This is a genomic window from Psychrobacter frigidicola, assembly GCF_007997305.1.
Lineage (GTDB): Bacteria > Pseudomonadota > Gammaproteobacteria > Pseudomonadales > Moraxellaceae > Psychrobacter > Psychrobacter frigidicola.
This window is the reverse complement of the sequence record NZ_VORZ01000001.1, coordinates 621,634-645,376: the sequence shown is the minus strand read 5'-3', so window position 1 is coordinate 645,376 and position 23,743 is coordinate 621,634. Positions and strand designations below refer to the sequence as shown.

Genomic DNA, 23,743 nt, shown 5'->3' with positions numbered 1-23,743 from the left:
ACATCTTTGATGTGTAGAGTCCAACAATAATGATTCAGAATCTATCATTAATAAAAAAAGGCGTATAAAGAAAACGGATAAAAATGTACTGACCGATCTCAATTCAAAATTAAATTGAAAAGTAATGTCTTTCTATCCGTTATTTCAAACCGTTTATAAGAATGCTATACACGCAATTTAGTGGCTCTCATTTATAAGGAGCAAGCTAAATTAATACCCAACCACTGCCGCATCTACAATACGCGGGTCTGATGCACCGTATATACCCGTTGGCGTAATCATAATAGATTGTGTTGAGCCCATTGCTTCTTGTGGACTAACTTTATGTCCCATTGATTCTAGCTTTTTAATGGTGTCAATATTGAGTGCTTTTTCGACGCGTATCTCATCCGGCAGCCATTGGTCATGAATACGCGGTGCATGAGTCGCCTCAGCGATGTTCATATCATGGTCGATGACGTTAGAGATAATTTGAGTAACCGTCGTGATAATACGGCTACCACCTGGACTACCTGTAACAATAAAAGGCTTGTTGTCTTTAAATACCAAGGTTGGACTCATAGAAGATAAAGGGCGTTTATCCGCTTCAACGGCGTTGGCTTCACCACCAAGTAATCCATAACCATTTGGCACACCCGGCTTAGCTGAAAAATCATCCATCTCATTATTCAATAAAATCCCAGTACCTTCAGCGACCATTCCAGTGCCATAAGAGAAGTTTAAGGTATAAGTATTCGCCACCGCGTTACCGTCTTTATCAACAATAGAGAAATGCGTGGTTTGGTCGCTCTCATACGGTAGAGGGTTATTAGCTTTAACAGTCGCAGCAGGTGTGGCTTTATTAGGATTAATTAAATTACGCAGCTTGTCCGCATAAGGGCGCGCAGTCAGACCGCTGACAGGAACGTCAATAAAGTCTGAATCTCCCAAATATTCCGCACGATCAGCATAGGCGAGCTGCATTGCCTCACTCATTAAGTGAATCGTTTGGGCGCTATTTTGGCCATAATCTTTTAGCGGGTAGCCCTCTAGAATATTTAAAATCTGCACGATATGGATACCGCCAGAGGAGGGCGGTGGCATAGAGACAATCTCATAACCGCGATAATTACCTTTGACTGGTTTACGCGCGATGGCTTGATAATTGGCTAGATCTTGCAAGCTCATACTACCGCCAGCCTCATTCACTGCCTTGACTATTTTACGGGCAGTCTCGCCTTTATAAAATCCGTCTTTTCCTTGTGCCGCAATCAGCTTAAGGGATTGGGCAAGCTCCGGTTGTTTTAAGCGTTCACCGGGTTGATAGGCACTGCCATCGGGTTTAAAGAATATTTTTTTGGTACTTGGCCATTTTTGCATACGCTCGCTTAATGCTTCTAGCGACTCCGTCAAACCTGGCGTTACTACAAACCCTTTCTCAGCTAATGCAATCGCTGGTGCCATCACTTGCCCGCGGCTCATCGTGCCATGGTCTTCTAGTGCTTTTAGTAGCCCTGCCACTGTGCCCGGAACGCTGATAGCCAAACCATGATAGCGGGATAAGTCACTAACTGCATTGCCATCCGCATCAAGATACATATCACGCGAGGCGCTGCTCGGTGCTTTTTCACGGTAATCGAGCGCGACCGTTTTGCCTTGTTTGGCATCATAAATCATCATAAAGCCGCCACCGCCAATATTACCTGCGCGCGGTAAGGTCACTGCCAGTGCAAAACCAACCGCAACACTAGCATCAACGGCATTACCGCCTTGTTTCAGAATTTGTAGTCCAATATCCGAAGCAATCGCTTCTTGGCTGGCAACCATACCGTTCTTAGCCCATAGCGGATGCTGGATAGCATCATTTGAGAAGATAGCTTGGTCAGTTTTAGCGGTAGGTGTGGCTATCGTCGTGCTAGGGGCTTTTTTTAGACTATTAGGCGCCGCAACTGTAATACGCTGAGTTTCGGACAACACCGTTGGTGCTTGAGACATGATAGCGAGGTTAATGGCGCTAGTATTAATGTCAGTCGTATTGGTTGTATTACTGTTGATCGGCTCAAGCGCATGGGCGGATATGGATACTAAAAAGGTACTACTAACAAGTAAAATAGCAGCTTTAATGGCTGTTTTATTTTGAAAATTCAGACACTGAGACTCTTGCTCAGTCTTTGATATTAAGTTTTGCATCGCAAAATCCTTTTTACGAGTAAAAGATAAGCCAAGCTTTTGGCGGTATAAAAAAATAGGTCACAAGTCAATAGTAACGAAATTAGTAGCTAGCAGGAAGGTGTTTATCAACTTTCGTTGTAAGTGATGGGAATGTTCTAATAGTTGCGGTAAGTTTTTTTATAAAAAAATATCAATCAACACAACAAAAAAAGCGCACCAATTAAGATGCGCTTTTTTTATACCCTATTTATAATAATCGTAACACTACTTATTACTTAGCATTTGTTTTACGACTTTCCCAATGCTGACGACCTTTAGCCTGTCTTTCAGTCTTTAGTTGTGCCATTTTTGCACGTTGTTCAGTGGTCAGTACTTGCGAGATGGCATGTTGGGTTTGTACACGGTCGATAAAGCGCTGCTTGGTTTTAGCCGCTTGCTGATCTGCCAAACGGTTAACGGTAGCCGTATTCAAGGTCTTACTATCGGTTAACGTTTGCATCTGCTGCTGCATTTGCGCGCGCTCTGCTTTATAGTCTCCGCGCTTGCCTTGTTGGGCGCCATATTTTTCTTGCATAATGGCTTTGATTTTTGCTTCTTGGTCAGCGGTCAAATTCAGCTGTGAGAAGTGACTTTTCATACCGCTTTTATGTTGCATGCTACTGGACGCTGCGCTATGAGTCATTGGACTGGCGTTCGCACCAGTGGTAACAACAAACAGAGTAGAGGCGGCCAATACGGTAGTCATCAATAGTTTTTTCATCATGTTTCCTTGTTGTATTTTATTAAGGGTTAATGGTTATCTTATCAGCGCTATATTTTGACCATAATAAGAGCCGTTATGGTGAGTTGCTAATGTGAATAGCCGCTGTCGATAGAACCCATAATAGGACAGACCGAGGTTACAAACATTTATGAAACATTAAGAAAGGTAACGTTTGTGGCGCATCGTCCGCTAGTTGCCTGATAATATGGCTTATAAGCTGTTGAACAATAAAGCACTTAATAATAAAGCACTTAATAATAAGGAGTCTAAGATGCCCAATATTTTGCTAGGTGATGATGACGAGGAACTAACCCAGTTATTACAAGAGTATCTGCACAATCATGGTATCAGGTGCGACTGCGTACACGATGGCGAGGCCGTGATGCAACGGCTTAAAGAGCATGCCTCTGCTTATGATTTACTGGTACTTGATATCATGATGCCAAAGATGGATGGTTTAAGTGTCTTGCGCCAGTTGCCCGCCATTAGTGATATTCCAGTGATTATGTTGACGGCAAAAGGCGATGAGATTGACCGTATTATTGGCCTAGAGCTGGGCGCTGATGACTATATTACCAAACCTTGTAATCCACGCGAGCTACTGGCGCGTATCAATGCCGTGATTAAACGCACCACTGCCGCATCCTCAGAGCATACCCCGTTACCAGAGAGCCGCTTGCATCTTGACCAAACTCAGCGCATTTGCCAGATAGATAATGTCGCGCTACAAGTCACTGGCACCGAGTTTGACCTATTGGTGGCTTTATTAAGGCAAAAAGGGGAAGTAGTCAGTAAAGCGTGGCTATCACAACATGTTTTGCAACGTGAGCTGCAACCGTTCGACCGCAGCCTTGATGTACATGTGTCGCGCCTGCGTAAAAAACTGCAACCTTTCCATGATGAGCCCATCAAGGCGATTCGTGGTAAGGGCTATCAGCTGGTACTGTAATGACAGACATGACTGATATGACTGATATGGCTGGCAAAACTAAGATGACTGGTTCATCCATAAAAAAACCACGCTTTAAAATACACTTGACCTTATTTTGGCGATTGTTTTTAAGTTTGCTGTTTATGATTCTGATTACCTCTACCTTATCGATTGTGGTGGAGCGCTGGCTTAATGAGCAAGAACTGGCAACGCGTATGGACAGCCAAATCGAGAAGTTATTGGCCAAGCGCGAACAGTTGGTTGCAGCTTTGCAATTGGGTGATATGGATGCGGTTAAGAAGATGTATGGCGATGACCGACGCCTGATGAATCAGATAAGAGTGTATGATGAGCAAGGCTCAATCATCTATCCTCGGTATCGCTATCGGCAAGGACGCGGTGAGGAAGGCCAGTCCCCGGCTGGTCAAGAGTCGGCGTTATCCGGTAGCCGTGACTCTAATATCAAAAGCTCTGATGATAAAAGCTCTGATAGCAAGCGTTCTAACAGGAACTCTTATGATAGTTATGGTTTAAGTGGCTATGGTTTAAGTGACTATGCCTCAAAAGAGCAAGACTTAAGTAATAAATCTATTCTTGATGAAATTCTACAGCCAATGCCGCCGCATAAGGCCATCGCTGATGTTGACAGCCGTCCCGAATTGGCGGAAGTGGTGGTTGCGCGACCGAATGGACAAACCGCCATTATCCAGCTGCGCCCGCATCTACTGTTCAAGGACGTTTTAGAGTTACAACGGGGTAATTTCACCGTACGTTTGGGGCTTATTATTCTATTTAGTCTCTTAGTCTGTTTTTGGCTCAGTCGTACCATGACCAAGCGCATTCTGCGGGTGCAGCACACCATCCACCGGATGCTCGTGGGTGATTACCAAGCCCGTCCCGATTTATCGAAGTTAGGTCGTGATGAGCTGGGCTTACTGGCAAAAGACGTGGCGCAATTATCGACACGGTTGGCTGATAGTGAGCTGGCACGTAAGCAAATGCTGAGTGATATCTCGCACGAGTTGCGTTCACCGCTGGCGCGTCTTGACGTGGCCACTGAGCTGACTCGAGACTTTGCGCCCAATACCAGTCGTTATCTTGACCGTATTGATAAAGAGTCGGCACGCATGAATGAGCTGATTGAACAAATCATTCGTATTCAGTCATTACAAATGCAGCAATACACTATCAATGACTTGGAAAGTGAGACGGTCAATATTGCTGAGATTATCAGTGAGATTGGGCAAGACGTTTGTTTTGAGTTCCAACATAAGAACGTGCGCTGGTTGTGGCAGACGCCAAGCTCAACACATACGGTACTAGGCAACCAAGAGCAGCTGCATAGTGCGCTTGAAAATGTCATTCGTAATGCTTTTATGCACACGCCGCCAGAGTCAACGGTTATCGCTGAAGTCATCAAAGTACAGATAGATAAAGTAACTGCAGGTATTCAAATTAATATCACCGATGAGGGCGGAGGGGTGGCAGATAAGGATTTAGAACGGATATTCCAACCCTTTGTTCGGCTTGATTCAGCGCGTCATCGACAAACGGGCGGTTATGGTCTAGGGCTAGCAATTGTTCACGCCGTGGTGATGGCGCACAAAGGTCAGCTGCATGTGCACAATAGACAAGACGGTATTCAAGGTTTAGTGGTACAAATTATATTGCCCAGTAAGTAGTTTAATTATAAGTTCATCTTTTTGTCATTTGCTATTTAAAGTTATATTGCTTTGAGCATGTAGTGAAATAAAGGGTTATAGGAGCTGATGTAGTTTCCTTAAATCGTAAGGGTTTCCAAAATCTGAAATCTACTAAAAAATACTTACGCATCAACCGTACATCCGTATATAAACTTATTAGAACTTTTTAAGCTATTAATCTGCATATTGAAAAATAAACAGTAGTAAACTATGTTTCTATTAACTATTGTTGACAAAATCGGATAAGCGGTATTAAATACCTCTTATATGACATTGTTACTTTGTGTATATACGGTACTATGAATGTATAGAGAGTAACATTAAACTTACGAGTGAGAATATCCTTATTTATAAAAGTATCAAAATCTCTACCTGTCCAACCATAAGTCAGGTTTTATTTTGTTATTTCTACTCTCTAGGAAATAGCCTGTCATTTTTTAATAGCTAATAAGCTTATAGGGGAGTATATATTATGAATCACAATTATAAAGTTATCGGTAACGAAGCCTCAAGGAATTTCACAACAGACTCTAAAATTTCATCTACAGGGTTCTTACGCCTAAGTGCCATAGGGCTAGGTCTGGTTCTTTCTGGATTAAGTATGCAGGCGACAGCAGTCTGTACAGGCGGTGAGAACTCAGTAAAATGTGGAACAGATGCCATAGCGAACTCTAGTGATGGTATTGCTATAGGTGCAAATTCGAAGGCTCTAGGTAGTCAAAGCGTAGCTATTGGTAGTGGTCTTAAAGGTAAAGATGGTAAGGATGGCCTCAATACAAGGGCTATTGGTGAGCAATCAATCGCTATTGGTTCTAATACGCGAGCTAAGGGAAATTCTTCTATTGCTATAGGCGGTGATGATCTAGATTATGCTTCTAGAGCTAATATTGATGGCAGTACTTCTGAGTCTGAGATTAATGGCGGTACGGTCAGTACAGTGTTCAGATCCTATGCTAAGCGCGATCTTGTCGATACAAGTGGGTCTGACGTAACCGATAGATACCTTGAACACACTCAAGCAGTTGGAGAAGCCTCTGTTGCTATTGGGGTAAAATCAAGCTCTGAAGGCGCTCTTTCTACTGCAATTGGTACTCACGCTAGCTCATCGGGAACAGCCTCTTCAGCTTTTGGTGTCGCATCATCAGCAACTAAAGATGGCTCAGTCGCTCTAGGCGCTGGATCCGTAACAGACAGCGATGCTACTTCTGAAAAGACCATGACAGTAGGTGGTAATAACTATACTGTTGCTGGTAATGTTTTAGATGATAAGGGAAATGTAAGCACAGGTGCTCAAGTTTCAGTTGGCTCAATCGGATCTGAGCGTCAGATCAAAAATGTTGCCGGTGGTCAAATAAGCGCTACCAGTACAGATGCTGTGAATGGCAGTCAGCTCTTTGCGACTAATTCAGCTGTAAATAGAAATACAGATAGAATTAACTCTTTAGGATATAGAATGGATGATGTTGAAGATGATGCCAATGCTGGTATTTCAGCAGCAATGGCGATGTCTTCACTACCACAATCTTATATTCCAGGTAAATCAATGGTTGCTGGTGGTATTGCAACATATAACGGTGAAAGCGCGTTAGCTATCGGTGTCTCAAAAGTCACTGATAATGGTCGCTGGGTAATCAAAGGCAACGCTTCAGCAGATACTCAAGGTAACTTTGGTGCAGCTGTTGGCGGCGGTTTCCACTTCTAGAGTTAGTATTAAATAGGGTCTGCTGTATTTTTTGCACCTTGTATAAAAACAAGGTGCAATCTTCTTTCAATACTTTGATTAACTTTTAAAAGGAAGTCATATGAATAACCATTATATGAAAAAAGCCACTGGTTTAGGTGCTTTAAGCCTAGCAGTATTAGCTATGACAGGATGTATGGGTACTCAACATCTCAGTAAAGGCATTACTCAAGAAGGTCAGGTTCAGAAAGCAGACATCGTTTTTCCAGAGCTTAATAAGGCTTGGCAACCGGATGGACTGTTCCCTAACAGCGAGAACCTTGCAAAAATAAAACCAGGTATTGATAAAGATGAGCTTTATAAGCTTATCGGTACGCCGCACTTTCAAGAAGGGTTTAATGCTCGCGAATGGGATTATATGATGAAATTCCACACGCCTAATAATCCGGATATGCCAGTAACGGTCTGCCAGTACAAAATAATTTTTGATAAAGAGTATAAGGGTCAAGAGTTTTATTGGAAACCTGATAACTCTACTGTTTGCCCACCTCAAACTATTAATTCAAGTTCAAGCAAGTTGACCAAAATTATAGATCGCGAAAAAACTATAGAGCAGGCAAAAGGTGAAGTAGAGGTTACTCTAGATGCCGATGCATTATTTAAGTTTGCTAGTGCAAAACTTAATGATATGTCTCCACAAGGTAGAGCTCAGCTTGATAGGCTATCTCAAGAACTAAGAGAGTATCAACAGCGTGGTGACATTAAAGTTATTATCACTGGCCATGCTGACCGTATAGGAAATGATGGCGATAATATGCGTTTGTCAGAATCACGCGCTTATACTGTTGCTAATTATCTAATCAGTCAAGGTATTGAAGCTAGTAATATATCAGCTGGAGGAATGGGAGAGTCACAACCGCTTGTACAGTGTTCAACTGCTTTGCCACGTCAGCAACAGATTGACTGTTTGCAGCCCAATCGCCGTGTTACGGTTAATGTGAATGGTGTTGTAGCAAGTGAGGGTTCCGATAAGGTGACTGAAACTAGACGGGAGGTTCTCGTCGAAGGTGACTCCTACGTAGAATTAGACGCAGACTTAGACTCATATTTTAATAATTAGTCAAGTATTGAGCTGAAAACTAAAGTTTCTACATAAGGAAGCTGCTAATTATTGATTAGCAGCTTTTTTTAACTTTGACAAATTTATTTAGTTTACTAAGTATTGTGCTTACACTTGCTATTCTCATTACTGTAGTTTGGGAGAATTGTATTACAAGTATTAGATAGGAATAACATTCACCTTCATTATCATAATTTATTTAATAGTACGCTCTAGCGTTATGCTGAATGTTATCAGAAGGGTTGTTGATATAGACAATTGGTTCCAATGATTTGATATTCTGTAATTGAAATAAAGTGTGGCACAAAGAGAGTAAAATAGTTAAATAAAATGATGCTATTTGGATTACTGTCTGTGCGATTTAATCAAATATTTATAGACTGATTAACACACTACATTTTTAAAAAAGGCCTTTGTGCGTGTGAGTGGGGTTCTATCCTCCAATTTTGTAATGAAAGCTATAAGATAAAAACCTACAGCCATAAAGTTATCATTTGATGATGATTACGCAGAAAAACTATTCAGTTATGAATCACAAGTAACAGAGCTTTATTAGCAGCCAATGTCATGGGCTTAATACGTGAAGTTTGTACGCTGAGTTTGACTACTAAAATATCTATAAAAATGTAAAAAGGCAAGACATTCAATGTTTTGCCTTTTTTATGGATGAAATTAAGTAGTTGAAATCATTGTTGATAAAGGTTTATAAGTTTTTCAAATTGATGGTTGATGCTCATATAGTCTTAACTATATCTGAATTTTTCTATACGGTATCAGTAGTCGTAACATATAAAAGACAAACATATCGATATGACTGGGAATATCATAAGCTGCTGATGTAGAAGGCTTTAGGTGTTTTTTAATATAAACAAGTTTAAATTGATGTTAATAGGATTTTATCTGAGTAAAGTTTTTTAAACTTATATAGTCTGTTAGATGGCTTACTATTAAAAGGGTCTTAATAACACTAGTATTGTTTTCGTACGTTACTTTTAGGCTGTAGATAGCTGAAATAAAATGTCAGCTTGATACGGCGCGTCGTCGACAAACGGGTAGATATGGTTTGGGTTTGGCGATTGACCATGCTGTAGTTATAGCAAGTAAAAGTTAGATTTATGGGCAGGATAGACAAGACGGTATACAAGGTCTGGTAGTAGAAATTGTATTACCTATTCATTAATATCTAATAATTTCATTTTAGTTTTCATTTACAAGACAATATTGTCGGGTATGATAGGATGGATTAATAGCCGCTATCATTTCAGTATTTCTATAGCAGTACTATAAGGCTGAATAAGCGCTTATAGGGCATCATCACGGTCAAATCCATATTCATGGGACTTTCGGTTATCGTAATAATTATTAAATAATAGGGTTTAAAGCAGATGGATACCTTAAATATCCTATATTTAGTAGGGGCATTATTAATATTCGCTAGTATCATGGCAAGTACTCTATCCGCGCGTTTAGGCGTACCCTTATTGCTGCTGTTTTTAGTGGTTGGGATGTTAGCGGGTGAAGATGGTATTTTGGGCATTCACTTTTCACAGTACAATATTGCAAATTTTATTGGGCAAGCCGCGTTAGCCTGTATTTTGTTAGACGGTGGTTTGCGCACATCTTTCCAGTCTTTTCGAGTTGGTCTCAAGCCTGCGGTCGTACTAGCGACTTGGGGTGTACTATGTACCGTCTTGGTATTAGGTATCTTTGTCACTTGGCTGTTGAATGTAGACTGGCGAGTAGGCTTGTTGATGGCAGCTATTGTCGGTTCTACCGATGCGGCGGCGGTTTTTTCTCTGTTACGTAACGGTGGCGTCAAGCTTAACGACCGCGTCCAAGCCACGCTTGAGTTAGAATCTGGCGCCAACGACCCTTTAGCGATCCTGTTAGTGACTGGCTTAATTGCACTTAATGTCAATCCTGCCGGGCAGACCGTACTTGGTTTCTTAATTTTATTGTTACAGCAACTAAGCTTTGGCCTAGGAATGGGTCTACTTGCCGGCTACTTCTTATCTAGATTATTACCTAAGATACATTTGGCAGAAGGCATGTATGCCATTTTAATATTGTCAGCGGGACTGTCAGTATTTGCTGCTACTAACTTAATCGGCGGTAGTGGTTTTTTAGCGGTATATATAGCAGGCATTATCATTGGCAACCGTAAGGGGCGATCCACTGAGCATGTATTGCGTGTAATGGACAGCTTTGCGTGGTTATCACAAGCGGTACTCTTCGTCGTTTTGGGCTTGCTTGTCACACCGTCTAACGTCATTAATGTTTGGTACTATTCAGTAGCGATTGCCGCCTTCATGATTTTGGTTGCTCGTCCTATCGCCGTTTATACCAGCGTCAAACCATTTAAGTTTAAAGATCGCGAAATTGGTTTTATTTCGTGGGTAGGGCTGCGCGGGGCCGTACCGATTACCCTTGCAATTTTGCCTGTGATAGCCTTGGTAGATGATGCCTTTATGCTATTTGATATTGCATTTGGAGTGGTGGTGTTGTCCTTGGTGTTACAAGGAAGCACCATTCCTATCATGGCTACTTTATTTAAAGTGCGTATTCCTGCTAACGATGAACCAAAAGAAGAGAATGAAGTTTGGGTATCAGATAACGCAAGTATTACCCTCTACGAGTTTGAAGTAAAGGCTGGAGCGTTTGCGACTGGTCGACACCCAAAAGCCATCTCTACTCGTATCAGTCCTGATGAGATTAGCCTATTTGCGTTAGTGCGTCGGCAGAAATTAATTCTTGTTGATAAAGACACTCAGCTAAAATTTGGAGATAATGTCTGGTATGCCATGCGCGGTAATCATGCCAGTAAAATCGCTCAAATTTTTAATGATACAAAATTAGATCGTCGAGCAATCGATGATTTTTATGGTGATTGGTTGTTATCTCCAAGCGTTAAGTTGGGTGATTTGCCATTTTTTACCGGCGTTATGGAATCTGAAACTCTGGTCACCAAGCTTAAGTCTAAAACTAAGGATCCGTCAGCCAGTATGTGGCAACAGACCGTCGCTGAATATGTGATTTCAAGTCTAGAAACGGCGCCTGTTTCAGGAGATACCGTGGCGATTAATGATGAGTGGTCATTGGTTATTAAAGAAGTTGATGGCAAAGGAGTACTCAGAACGATTGGACTAAAACATCAAGAGTAATATATGTACCCCTATATAAGGACGGAAATACGTCTAATCTTTTATAGATAATTATTAAATTTTATTATAACTGTAAAAGAGATTTCTTGCTGCTCTACTATGGGGCAAGCGAGACAATATAGTTGTTATTTCGATACCTCAGAGACTTAAAGCAGTAGTGACAGAGTATTCTTTATCATATCGACTTCAATACCATGGCGCAGGAATAAATCCACAATTTTCTATAGCTACGGTTTATTCACCTGACCCAAAAACAATATTGCATCGGTTTTATTGTCTTTAATCATAAAAATAAACGGATGATCGGCTGTAAATGTGCTGGTATTCACATAGTAGCCCCGTGACATAGGCACAATTGTAATACCTGTACTTGCTGCCGCTTTAGTACCTTTTTCATCGACTTCCACCACCGCTTTATGAGCGATAGCGTCCACAGACAATGCTAGGTCTTGACTGAATAAACCAAAGTTCGCTTGGCTACCAAAAGCTTTGGGCATACCCATGTTCGCTAACAGGCTATCCATTGCGTAGTTTTCTTCTAGCCTAAATTTCGGTAGATTGAGTATGACCTCCTGATTGACTAAATTACTATTCCACTGGCTAATCTGCTTGGCGTTTAGCGTACCTACTAACCTATGCATAGCAATCTTATCTTTTACTTTTGGTAATACCACTAACATAGACAGCTCATCACCTTTGTAAGGCAACTGCACAACTTGAACCTGCGCATCTTCTGTATAGGCATAAGGTGCTTGCTCATGCATCATATCGACATCGATGATAGAACCATCAAATTTATTAAAGGGCGTTTTTCACTAGGTGCAAAAGGATTTTTCCAATCCCCTTTAAAGTAAACTGCATTGGTCAATACAGTGACTGTATCTGCATTGATACTACTTGCTGGCAGCACTTCAGGAATCATCTGCTGAGTATGTTTGGCAATGGTTTTATTAATGGTCTGACGTGAAGGTTCAGGGCTGTTTTTAAAATCAAGGTTGGTGACTTTACCTCCGTAATAACGTTGTACGGTATCCAAGTAGTTTTGATTGGGGCGCAATCCTTGTTGTATCCATAGATCGTTGGCTGTAGCCAGTTGGTAGTTAGGATTTGGTTTGTTGAACTGTTCATGTAATGCAGCACTGTTCGGATTTAGAACGTTCAGTGCTGGATAGTAAAAAGTCCTCTGTATTTGTGCTTTAGTTTCCCCTTCCGCGGCGGCATACAGCATTGCCATAGCAGTAGATAAGCTATACGGTGAGAAGAATACGTTTTTTTCTGCTTGCTTACTCTGCCCATTTATCTGCTGATACATATCAATGGCAAATTGGTTATTGGCAGTGACGACTTGAGCAATACCCTCTGGTGTCGATACAAACGCATCTGCAGGGCTGTGGTTATCATTGTTATTAGGTTTTAACTCTGAGCTGTTTTGAACTTCGCTTTTAGCGAGCGCGTCGTCTGCAGTTGACGGAGTAATAGAGGCTGTTTGAGATGGTTTAGTGTCGATAAGACTGCTATTACAACCACTAAGGATTGATAGTAGAGCACCGAGGGCAATAGCAACAGCGATATGCTTGGTCGCTATGTTCCTGTTAGAGTACGAATGATTGATGCTCATAGGGCTAGAGTACGAATGATTGATGCTCATAGGGCTTTATACTTTCTACGTTTTAATGGTGCTTTGATTATATATATAAAAGGAGACTTAATCTTGATTATCTTAACCATTAACATTCCAAGCGTTATCTAAATGAGGAACTTCTCCCAAACTATTTCTGTTGGTATCAACGGTGTTGCTAGGAAATGCTGAACAGAGCTGGTCATAGATGGGGTGCTTGGCTTATAGCCTTTGTTCATAGTACGCCCGATTCCTATTTATAAATCTGTCTAAGATTTCCATTACATTATAACTCTCATTGCAACCCCTTTCATTTTCTCGACTCCATGCCAAAAAGGACACTGCTGGTTTGCCAATCGTTAATAAATCGTCACTACAGAGAAGTGTTGTTAATGAGGCTATGGTATAACAAGCTCATCTTATTATTTTTTACGGCCCAAGGTTCTTACACTTGCACTAAACCCTAGATGGAATCAGATGCGCCATTTATGACGGTAGCACGCTTAACTATTCCTTGCCAAAATATCCTCGATGATGGCAACTTTTAAATCATGGAAAAACTTTCTTTTACCCCATTTCGCTGCTTAGAAGCAAATAGACCGATTGGTAATTTACAACAGTCGCGTTTAAAGGCTTATCAAGTTGCTTCCGCGACTCGTCATAAGCTAAATAACGTTAAACGCCAAGAACCAAAAAGTTTAAAAGAGACTTTTGCTAAAGCTGTCTTTTAAAACATTTACTTTTAAAACTTAAGTTCTGATTGCTGGCTGCTAGTCTCTAGACAACATAACGTAAAATGAATTGTTTAAAATGAGATTTTATATGACGGCGCATATCACTGTAAGGACATAACGAGATGGCAGTATACGTAGATTTTATGTGTATAGAATTCAAAGGCTACAAATGGTGCCATATGTTAGCGGATAGCTTGCAGGAGTTGCACGATTTTGCGCAGTTTATTGAAGTAGACAAGCGCTTATTCCATCGTAATGCCAGCTATCCGCATTACGATGTCACTGTACAGATGCGCCTAATCGCTATTGAAAATGGGGCTATTGCTGCTGATAGAAGGAAGATTATTGAGTGTGCGAAAAAGTTAAAAGTAGAGCTAAATAATCAAACGGCTTAATTATAATAGGCTTAGTGTTTAAACTTTCGATACAGCATTATTTACAATACTTTATCTGTGCTAGTAGTTCAGAATCTGTGCTAGTAGTTCAGAGAGAACTTGCTGCTACAAGCCAGTTCTCTTTTCTATTTTTAATAATAAAATTCTCGATGATAAGGTCTCTAAAACGGTAAAAATGTGACCATCAATATTAATGTGGTCATTAACTTGAGCGGCACCTTCTAATTGCGAGTTTATATAGCCTCCGATAGTCAGCTGCTCAACTTCACACAAAAGATCAGACTCCTGTAATTCAAGACGTAATTGATTTAAGCTAACGGTACCTTCAGCGATCCAATGATCTTCGTGTTTGATAATCTCCAAGGTTTCATCCTCATCGGGGAACTCACCCGCAATGGCCTCAAATAGGTCTAACGGCGTGACCAAACCTGTTAATTGACCGTACTCATCTATCACTACCGCTAAGTTACCTTTAGCATTCTTTAGTAAGTTAATGAGACGCAAATTGTCGATAGTGTCTGATACAAAAACTGGCTGTTGCTTGGTTAATAAAGGCTTTAAAGCCGCATGAATATCACTTGGATTACTATCTACTGCCGCTAAAATATCTTTAGCACGCACCACACCCAATACCTTATCTAGTTTCCCTTCACAAACCGGCAGTAAGCTATGTGGCGTTGCCAATACTTGATGACGAATCGACTCTAAACTGCCAGTAATATCTACCCAAGATACCTCCGAGCGCGGAGTCATAATGGTTTGTACCTCTCGCTCACTTAACGCCAGTACCCCGCTAATCATATAGCGTTCTTCTTGCGCAAAAGGTAGCGTTGATGCAAGCATATTGTCTTCTACCAGCATTTCTTCGTGATTGCTTTCTTGGTTTTTTCCACCCATTAATCTTAAGATATTATCAGCAGCTCGATCTCGTAGTGGAATTTGATCTTCATACTTAGTACGGTTTCGTTGTAAAAACTGATTGAATGCTTCGATAAGAATAGAGAAGCCAATTGCTGCGTATAAATATCCTTTAGGAATATGAAAACCTAAGCCTTCAACGATTAAACTAAAGCCAATCATCAACAAAAAGCTTAAGCATAAAATCACTACCGTAGGATGCCTACCGACAAAGTCCGTTAAAGCTTTAGAGGCAAGAATCATCACTGCCATTGCTACAATGACTGCAGCCATCATAACGCCAAGCTGTTCTACCATCCCAACTGCTGTGATTACTGCATCAAAGGAGAATACCGCATCCAAGACCACAATTTGGACAACAACGGCCGTAAAGCCAGCATAAACTCTGCTTTGATTGCTAGATTCAGGTTTGCCCTCCAACCTTTCATGCAGCTCAAGCGTGGCTTTAAATAGTAAAAATACGCCACCAACCACTAAAATTAAATCTCTAACAGATAAGGCAAAACCAGCATAAGTTACTACAGGATCGGTCAGTGTTACTAACCATGACATCACAAATAGCAATCCTAAGCGCATCACTAGTGCGAGAGACAGACCGATATTCCGAGCTTTATTACGCTGATGTGGCGGCAGCTTATTAGCAAGAATGGCAATAAATACTAGATTATCAATACCTAAAATAATCTCAAGACTAACCAAGGTAAAAAAGCCAAGCCAAATCGCTGGATCGCTTAAAAACGCTATCATTTAATGTCATACTCGCTGTTAGATAAGTTTATAAAATATCAAGTTTAATGCAGAAATCTTAAATACGATAGAAAAATTAACATCTAGTTTGTCTGTCGTCACTTACAATAGTTTTTAAAATATTTTAGATTCAATCTGAGAGATAATACTACTTAATTCTATAATTTTTAGTGATCAATTCCTGTTATGCAGTTTATAAGACTTTGAGAAGCCTACAAAAAAGCTCTAGTTATTAAACTAGAGCATTTCAAAACGGTGAGACATAATAAGGCTATCTATACTAATTTTATCATATTATTTACGATGTTCAGCCATTGATTATTTTCATGCTTATTATAAGCCATAATTTGAAGTATTTCATATTCCAATCAGGCTTACTCAAAGCAAATATGCGCCGCATGATTGCAGAATGTTTGTCTGCCATTTTTGAAGCCTGCTAAAGCTTGTGCAGTGGTTCTAATCGCTGTTACAGCATCCTTTGCTTCTAGCACAACCAAAGTAGCCTGTGCACCTACTGCTATCTCAGCTTGATGTGAAAATAACTTCGCTGCATTTTTACCGACCATATCGAACACATCTGCTATTTCAGTATCTTTCGATAGTTGTACAATATTAGCATACATATTCGCCATTCTCATGAGTGAGGCATCACCGTAAGGCGTAAATGCATTCAAAATATTATTGCTAGCAATGGTGGTATTAATGCCCAGTTCCGCTAATTCATTGGCGTTGACCATGCCTCTAGGTATTAAAGCGTCATAGTCACGGCCATTTAAGTAGATGTCAGTTGCTGGCAATACGGTTAATGTGATATCTGCAAACTTTAGTAATCCTGCCATTGCTCCTCGCTGCATTTTGTCCATAGCAGATAGTTTGGTGACATGACCGATAGAGACACGACCTCGATAGTTACGTTTGATGGTCTCTTCTACCAATCTTGGAATGGTTGAGCCAGTAGGGTCTAAATCAAAATCCAGATGAAAATCAACATTGACGTTAAACTGTTCGGCTAAGTCAAATATCATTTCAATATGTTGATTTGGATGGTCGTCTTTGTACGGGCAACCGCCTACCAGATCCGCGCCTTGTGATAATGCTTGTTGCAGCAGCTCATACGTTCTTGGCTCAGTAGTCAGACCGTCTTGAGCAAAGGCACAAATCTCTATATCAATCGCAAATGCATACTTTTTTCGCGCTCTTTTTATAGCCTCAAAGCTACGCAGTTCAGTTTTAGAGTCAGTTTCTACAAACGTACGTAATCCTACGGTGCCTTTCTTAATAGCCATTTCTATGACTTTTGATGCGCGCTCAAACACATCTTCTTCAGTAAACTCTTCTTTGGCCTTGCCCGTTTCTTCAACTGCTTCCTCTAAGTCGCCTTCCTCTAAGCTACAGCGGTCTAGTATGCAGGCTTTATCAAGATGGATATGACTCTCGTAAAAACCAGCACAGACAAAGTTGCCTTGTGCATCATAAACAGTGCCGCCATAAAGCCCGTCATTACTACTATCATCAACATCAGCAGCTTTATCAATGCCTGTAATACAAGTATCCTTTATACTAATATTAACCAAGTCTTCATGGTTGGTTAAGCGTGCATTTCTGATCATCAAGTCAATCATTATTATTTATCCCATGTCTACAAATACTCAATTAAATATCGTTTTAGTCTTTCTATCTATTGAATGATTGTATCTAAAACAGTTAGGGTCTGATGTTGTGTAGTCAATGTATTAGAGTTTCTGATTGATACCCATGAGCTATTATTCATTCACTTTAGAAGTTTCAGCCTGAAAAGTAATAATTTTTGTATTAACTTCTATTCTCTCTGCTATAGTGAGCGGTATTTTTCTTACCTAGAAAGTCAGTGCTAAGCCTAAATCTAAGCTCAACCGCGACAAACCTATTCAGACTAGAGTTTTCTTACGGAAACAATAAGTAGAATTATTAGTCCGCTTATTATTATTTTATTTGCAGTAGAGAAAGGAAGATGAGTCATGATGAATACTAAAATATATAAAGCCGTTTATATCTTAGCTGAAGAGCTGTTAGAGGCTAATAACAGAGGTAATCAAGAGGCTTTCGATGCGCTTTATGCAGAGCTGCAAGCGATATGTACCGATAATGAAAATACCGATAATGATCATCCCGTACAATGGGAGACACTTGCGGATTTCACAGAGGAATTAGACGAGGCAATAGTGGGCTACGAAAAAGCGCTAGAAAAAGCAATTGCGATAAACTCGAAAGACTTTATGTCCTCGATTGCCTTTTCGATGGCGGTATTACAAGTTGAACTCGGACAAAATGACGCTGCTATAAGCAACCTGCAAAATGCAAAAATAAGTTCTAATAAAATCGAAGATAAAGAGCTTAAAAATGAAATACATGAACTGCTTGCTCAGCTATTAGAAGACTAAGTGTAAGTAAGTGCTAATCTTAGGTAACCTGCTTAAATAATATGTTAGACCACTCATTTATTCTGAAATGGCATGATTAATAAGCGCCATAATGAAGCATTTTGTTTGGCAGTAGGGTATTCAATCAAACCGATATCAAGTTGATCATCGGTTTTTTTTGCGACACTTTTATAGCTACCGAACAACTTATCCCACCAAATAACGCTAAAGCCATAGTTTGAATTGGTCTCAGAAACCACTTGGCTATGGTGAATACGGTGCAAGATTTGGGTCATTAATATAAGACGTGCTGGTTTTTCAATGGCTGGTGGCAGGCGAATATTGGCATGATTAAACAATGCTAAACCATTTAGCACGATCTCAAATATGAGTACTGCTATCGCAGGCACGCCCAAGACAATGACGGCAATCAGCTTGATCAGAATACTGAGTACGATTTCAAGCGGGTGAAACCTAAGACCAGTACTGGTATCGATATGTGCGTCAGCATGGTGGACACGGTGCAATCGCCATAAGATAGGAACACGATGAAACAGTCGATGTTGCCAATAGATTAAAATATCAAGCAAAATCAAACTCAGCACAATGACGACAATACTTGGCAGCTCTATTAGATTAAATAAGCCAATACCGTTTTCCTGAGTATAAAGTGCCACAGCAGTCAGACCAATCGGTACTGCTAAGCGCGCAATAAGCGATGAGGCGAATACCAAGCCAAAATTTGCGAACCAACGTGTGCCACTTTTAATGGGTGACTTGCGTGCGGGTTTTCGCCATTCAATGAGCATCATTATCACTAAAATGCTCATAAAGAAGCCAAGTCGCCACCATACTTCATGTGTCATCGGTTTGCTCCTTTTATTTTAGCTTCTTGCTGTTTGAGGGTATGGTAGCCACCATATATGCGGGTAAAAATAGTAATCGTACAGGCAATGGCAAAGAGGGTCGCGAATATGGCAAAATGCTGTGGCCAAATACAAAAAGCGATAAATAGCGCAATAGTTTCCGTACCTTCGGTGAGACCATTTAAATAATAAAAGCTTTTATATTTAAACTGTGGTCTATCAATTTTAAACTTTTCAGCTGCAATAGCAAAGGCTAAAAAGCTTGAGCCAGTCCCAATAAATGTTGCTAATAATAATGCGCCAGCGATAGCGTTTTGCTCAGGATTGGCCAGAATAAATCCAAACGGAATAGCAGCATAAAATAAGAAGTCGAGAGTAATGTCTAAGTAACCCCCAGCGCTTGAGCTTTGCTTGGCATATCTTGCCAGCGCGCCGTCAAGCCCATCTAAAACTCGGTTCAAAATGATAGCAACCAATGCCGTATACCAATACTCAAAGGCGATTAGCGGTACGGCTAACAGCCCAATTAAAAACCCTACCACCGTCAGCTGATCAGCCGTTATAGAACGCTTATGCAGCAGTATCACTACTGGCGTTAACATGGGTTTTATCACGGGAGTTAGGTACTTATCTAGCATGCTGGTTGCCTTTTAGGTTTAACTACTGACTCTAAAACTAGGGTGCTAAATGAATCACTTTGCCACTAGTCGCCTCAGCATCGCTATGGTCGTGGGTGACCATAATAGCAGGCAAGTTACGGTTACGAATTTGATCAAATACCAATTGACGTGTATCTACTCGCAGCTGGGTGTCCAGTTTACTAAACGGCTCATCGAGTAAAATGGCTTTCGGCTCGCTAAGAAGTAGTCGTAGTAACGCCACTCTGGCTTGCTGTCCACCAGATAGACTATCAGGATGGCGGTTACCCATACCCGCTAAGCCCACTTGCGCAAGTGCATCCTCTATTTTTTCCAGCCTTTGTTTTTTACTGCCTTTTTTACTGCTTTCTTTATTAGCTTTAGGCATTGCAAAGGCAATATTGCCGGCAACTGATAAGTGCGAGAACAATAATGCATCTTGATACAGCACTCCGATATGTCGTAAATGTGTCGGTAGGTTACTGATGTTTTGACCGTTAAGCCAGACTTCACCAGTAGCGCTAAAACTGCTGGCAAGTGTGCCCGTTAGCCAGTTCAGTAGACTTGATTTACCACTGCCCGAAGGTCCCATGATAGTGAGTATGTCGCCGCCATTAACTTGCTCATTTAAGCTAAGCAGTAGTTGGTCTTGACGATAAAGCTGTAAGTTTTTTATCTGTAAAGAGGATTGCATCAAGAGTCCTGTAATGTGACTTATGTTTAAAATATGAGCTTTGAGAATAGTATATCTTCGAGTCGTCATTTGTACTTTTAACGCTTCGCACTCTTAAAGAAATACTTAGGTAGTATCCACGCTAGCGTAAAACCAATTAACGGTAGCGCCATTTGTATGATGGCATAAACGGCACTGGTACGCCTACTTGCGCCATTGGCAAGGGTAACTGCTTCAGTGGTTATCGTCGCTATGCGCCCGCCACCTGTTATCAAGGTCGGCAGATATTGCCCAAAACTGATGGCCAAGCCTAATGCGACCGCAATTAAAATAGGAGCAAATAACTGCGGTAACTTAACCTGAAAAAATACTTTACTAGGAGTCGCCCCAAGGCTTGCTGCTACATTGGCAAAGCGAGAATCTAAACGCCGATAACTGCTCGCCAGCGATAAAAATACATAAGGTAATACAAACAATAAATGGGTAAAGGCCACGTTAAGAAATGCAGTTTGGTTATTGACCAACTGCTGTAACCATACTAAGCCAAATAAAAAGGCAATGCTGGGTACTAGTAATGGTAAATAAATGATTAAACTGGTAAAAGAGGAGAGGGCTTTGGCAGTCAGCTGCTCAGACTCTAAACAGAGTAGAGTAAGTACCACCGCAAAAAAGGTGGTTATCAAACCGATCGTAAGGGTATTAAATAGCGGGCTGCCTATTTGCATCAAGGCGCTTTGGAAATGTGTTAGCACAAACTGCTCTGGCAGCGCTGCTGGAAAGCGCCAAAATCCGGCAACTGACCACATCACCAGCCCAATCAGCGCGAGTAATAAAAACCCTATGACCAGAATGGTAAGCACAAAGGTGGTTTTTTGCCACATAGGGTCATTATATTTACGCCGACCATTGGTAAGTGAGCCACTAAATAAGGCTTTGATAACTTTTTCGCCTGTGAACCACAAAGCCAATAAGCCACCCGTTAGAGCCAGTTGCAACACTGCACCGGCAGAGGCTTTGATACGTAGATTTAAATCAACATCATTGAACCACTGCATGATGGTGACCGCTAGTGTTGGCGGGGTGTTCGGCCCTAATATCAATGGCATCTCGACACTGGCACTAGCATAGGCAAGGACCGCAAATATAGGCAAGCGTAATAACGGATAGAGATTAGGCAGTACCACTTTGAAGAAAGCAGTCATCGGGTAATAGCCTAAAGTAAGCGCTACTTTATAGTGCTGGCGTAACTTTTTGCCAAATTCAGGTTGCGCCAATGCGCCGAGCGCCATGAGCAATAAGAAGGGCAGCTCTTTTAGCGTTAAGCCCAAAATAATACTGATACCATAGGCATCGTGCGGGAATATACCGTGCGGTGCCAGCTCCCAGCCAGTTAACCACGGTGAGATTAGCCGAGAGAACATACCAGATGGCGCAATTAAAAAGCCAACGGCAATCGCAGCTGCTGCATGTGGAATGACTAAAATAGGACTAAGTAGACGCTCAATACGATTGAGCCAAAAACTATTGAAAAAAGTAGCCAGCATCATGAGTGTGATAACAAAGGCGAGCAGGGTACTTAGTAAGCCAGCTGCTATGCTTAAATCAATCATCTGCGCAAGCCCCGGCGTTTGCCAAAGCGCCCTAAAACCTTGCAGACCAAATGTTGTTTGTTCAAGTGCTGGCGCCCAACCAAAGGCCGGTAATAGCACACTGATTAAACCGCCGAGTACCGGCAATATAAGTAGCAGCAGTAAAAATCGCGGGCTCAATTTTACAAGCCTTGTAAAGTTATCGACCTTGTAATGCGCTATTGGTACGCTATCGGTTTCTTCACTCGCAGTTCTCTTAGATTCTTTGTCGTCTGCTTTTCTATTAGGCTCGGCATTCATAGACTGACCCCATAACGCATCTGCCAGCCTTGCATAATTGCCTCGACCCAGCTTGGATGTGGCTCACTCACTGCGCGTTTGATACTGTTAACAGGCAAGGCGCTAGGATGTGGCGTGCTTACTTTAAATAGTGCTTGTTGCTCGGGGCTGAGCATGGATTGAACCAGCACAGTGCTATCGCCCCAAATATGAGGTTTTTGTTTGTGCGCCTGTGCGATGGGGCTGAGTAAGAAGTTAGCAACCAATTGCGCGCTTGTTTGATGGCTGGCGTTATAAGGAATGGCGACAAAATGGGTGTTACTCAAACTACCGTCAGCCATTGCATAGCTACGAATACTTGCTGGCAAGTCGTAGCGTTGTACTGCTGCAGGTATTGCAGGCGCTGAAAAGGTAAAGGCTAAACTTAGCTCAGTATCATCCACTAAGCGCTGCATTTGTGCGCCACTCTGCATAAAATACTCACCGCTGCGCCATAAACTCGGGTGCAGCTGATCCAAAAACTTCCATAACGGTTCTAATACTAGCGCTGTATTTTGCTCAGTCGCTGGTTGGTTTAGTTGTGCTTTTACATTATCAGGGCTTAGCTCATGTAACATTACCAAAGCATACTTTAAAAAACTCATACCCAAAAAATCAGGCGGCTTGGGATAGCTAAAGCGTCCAGGATGCTGAGCGCTCCAGCTCGCTAGCTCGTTTAAAGTAGTGGGTGGTGTATTATTTACAGAGCCATCTATGGCTAAGCTGTCATAATAAAAGGTAAGTGACACTTGTCCCCACGGCGCTTCCATGCCCTCAGTAGGGATACCAAAGTCAAGGCTAACGGTAGGATTGTTGGCCGGATCGGTGAACGCAAAGTTAGGCAGTTTATTTGCCCATTGCTTTAGGAGCAGTGAGTGCTCGCTCATGGTGGCAAAATTGGCCCCATTTATCCAAACCAAATCAACGCTGCCTTGGCTATTGTTGTTGGCTGATTTCTCAGCTAACACGCGGCTGACGGCTTCGCTAGTATCGCTGAGTTTTACATGCACTAAGTTGATGTTGTAATCAGTCTTAACTTGGGCGGCGACCCATTGGAGGTAGGCATTTATTTGTGGATCACCGCCCCATGCGTAGAAGTAAACGTCTTGATTTTTACCTAGTGTTTCTATTTGCTGCCAGTAGGATTGCTTTTCAGTACTGGCGTTATTATTAGTCACTGCCGTGCTGGAAGAGATGCCCACATAAATACTCAGAACAACGCCAAGCGCCACCCAATAAAGGCGGTGGCGCGTCAATGTGGACCAAGACTTAATAGAGGGCATTTAATGTCTACTTATTGTCTAAGATTAGCGTGGTCTAAAGTTAATCGCTTCATTT

Annotated in this window: 17 protein-coding genes and 1 pseudogene; 8 read left to right on the top strand and 10 right to left on the bottom strand. The window is 41.4% G+C overall.

Features of this window, described 5'->3' with window-relative positions:
* Positions 1–210: 210 nt before the first annotated feature.
* Positions 211–2,169 (bottom strand): gamma-glutamyltransferase, encoded by a 1,959-nt coding sequence (gene ggt / locus ES754_RS02595; protein WP_147221780.1) that lies wholly within the window; start codon positions 2,167–2,169, stop codon positions 211–213.
* Positions 2,170–2,422: 253 nt separating this feature from the next.
* Positions 2,423–2,911: a Spy/CpxP family protein refolding chaperone gene (locus ES754_RS02590; RefSeq protein WP_147221778.1), complete on the bottom strand. Its 489-nt coding sequence runs from the start codon at positions 2,909–2,911 to the stop codon at positions 2,423–2,425.
* Positions 2,912–3,185: 274 nt separating this feature from the next.
* Between ES754_RS02590 and ES754_RS02585 the strand changes: the two genes are divergently transcribed.
* The 5 genes from ES754_RS02585 to ES754_RS02565 all read left to right on the top strand — a co-directional run bounded on the left by ES754_RS02585 (position 3,186) and on the right by ES754_RS02565 (position 11,510).
* Positions 3,186–3,863, top strand: coding sequence for a response regulator transcription factor (locus tag ES754_RS02585; protein WP_147221776.1), 678 nt, complete (start codon positions 3,186–3,188; stop codon positions 3,861–3,863).
* 8 nt (positions 3,864–3,871) lie between these two features.
* Positions 3,872–5,527, top strand: coding sequence for a sensor histidine kinase (locus ES754_RS02580; protein ID WP_227677739.1), 1,656 nt, complete (start codon positions 3,872–3,874; stop codon positions 5,525–5,527).
* 493 nt (positions 5,528–6,020) lie between these two features.
* On the top strand, positions 6,021–7,250 hold the full coding sequence (locus ES754_RS02575) for a YadA family autotransporter adhesin (protein ID WP_147221774.1): 1,230 nt from the start codon (positions 6,021–6,023) through the stop codon (positions 7,248–7,250).
* Positions 7,251–7,350: 100 nt separating this feature from the next.
* The gene (locus tag ES754_RS02570; protein WP_227677741.1) at positions 7,351–8,349 is read left to right on the top strand and encodes an OmpA family protein; all 999 of its coding nucleotides are present in this window, start codon (positions 7,351–7,353) and stop codon (positions 8,347–8,349) included.
* A gap of 1,385 nt (positions 8,350–9,734) precedes the next feature.
* The gene (locus ES754_RS02565; RefSeq protein ID WP_147221772.1) at positions 9,735–11,510 is read left to right on the top strand and encodes a potassium/proton antiporter; all 1,776 of its coding nucleotides are present in this window, start codon (positions 9,735–9,737) and stop codon (positions 11,508–11,510) included.
* Positions 11,511–11,737: 227 nt separating this feature from the next.
* Here ES754_RS02565 and ES754_RS12400 read toward each other — a convergent pair.
* A pseudogene (locus tag ES754_RS12400) lies at positions 11,738–12,822 on the bottom strand (serpin family protein).
* A gap of 857 nt (positions 12,823–13,679) precedes the next feature.
* On the opposite strand from ES754_RS12400, the gene ES754_RS02555 reads away from it, so the two are divergent.
* Entirely contained in the window at positions 13,680–13,859 is a 180-nt protein-coding gene (locus tag ES754_RS02555; RefSeq protein ID WP_227677744.1) for a hypothetical protein, read from the top strand.
* Between the two features lie 125 nt (positions 13,860–13,984).
* Entirely contained in the window at positions 13,985–14,257 is a 273-nt protein-coding gene (locus tag ES754_RS02550; RefSeq protein ID WP_147221770.1) for a DUF4031 domain-containing protein, read from the top strand.
* 105 nt (positions 14,258–14,362) lie between these two features.
* Here the strand turns inward: ES754_RS02550 and ES754_RS02545 are convergent, their stop codons facing one another.
* Together ES754_RS02545 and ES754_RS02540 are read right to left on the bottom strand one after the other, a co-directional pair.
* Positions 14,363–15,922 (bottom strand): TerC family protein, encoded by a 1,560-nt coding sequence (locus ES754_RS02545; protein WP_147221768.1) that lies wholly within the window; start codon positions 15,920–15,922, stop codon positions 14,363–14,365.
* 374 nt (positions 15,923–16,296) lie between these two features.
* Positions 16,297–17,544 carry an amidohydrolase family protein gene (locus ES754_RS02540; RefSeq protein WP_147221766.1) on the bottom strand — a complete coding sequence of 416 codons (1,248 nt, stop codon included), beginning with the start codon at positions 17,542–17,544 and terminating at the stop codon, positions 16,297–16,299.
* A gap of 375 nt (positions 17,545–17,919) precedes the next feature.
* Here ES754_RS02540 and ES754_RS02535 point away from each other — a divergent pair, with 375 nt between their 5' ends.
* Positions 17,920–18,342, top strand: a complete 423-nt coding sequence (locus tag ES754_RS02535) for a tetratricopeptide repeat protein (RefSeq protein WP_147221764.1) — start codon at positions 17,920–17,922, stop codon at positions 18,340–18,342.
* Between the two features lie 53 nt (positions 18,343–18,395).
* On the opposite strand, the gene ES754_RS02530 is transcribed toward ES754_RS02535, so the two are convergent.
* The 5 genes from ES754_RS02530 to ES754_RS02510 all read right to left on the bottom strand — a co-directional run bounded on the left by ES754_RS02530 (position 18,396) and on the right by ES754_RS02510 (position 23,688).
* Positions 18,396–19,187 (bottom strand): sterol desaturase family protein, encoded by a 792-nt coding sequence (locus ES754_RS02530; RefSeq protein WP_147221762.1) that lies wholly within the window; start codon positions 19,185–19,187, stop codon positions 18,396–18,398.
* On the bottom strand, positions 19,184–19,825 hold the full coding sequence (locus ES754_RS02525; RefSeq protein ID WP_147221760.1) for a CDP-alcohol phosphatidyltransferase family protein: 642 nt from the start codon (positions 19,823–19,825) through the stop codon (positions 19,184–19,186). The genes ES754_RS02530 and ES754_RS02525 overlap by 4 nt, the downstream gene beginning before the upstream one ends.
* Positions 19,826–19,862: 37 nt before the next feature.
* A complete protein-coding gene (locus ES754_RS02520) occupies positions 19,863–20,519 on the bottom strand; it encodes an ATP-binding cassette domain-containing protein (RefSeq protein WP_147221758.1) in 657 nt (218 codons plus the stop codon).
* A 77-nt stretch (positions 20,520–20,596) separates the two neighbouring features.
* Positions 20,597–22,387, bottom strand: coding sequence for an ABC transporter permease (locus ES754_RS02515; RefSeq protein WP_147221756.1), 1,791 nt, complete (start codon positions 22,385–22,387; stop codon positions 20,597–20,599).
* Complete coding sequence (locus ES754_RS02510) at positions 22,384–23,688, bottom strand: ABC transporter substrate-binding protein (protein ID WP_147221754.1); 1,305 nt, start codon at positions 23,686–23,688, stop codon at positions 22,384–22,386. The genes ES754_RS02515 and ES754_RS02510 overlap by 4 nt, the downstream gene beginning before the upstream one ends.
* Between the last annotated feature and the right edge of the window lie 55 nt (positions 23,689–23,743).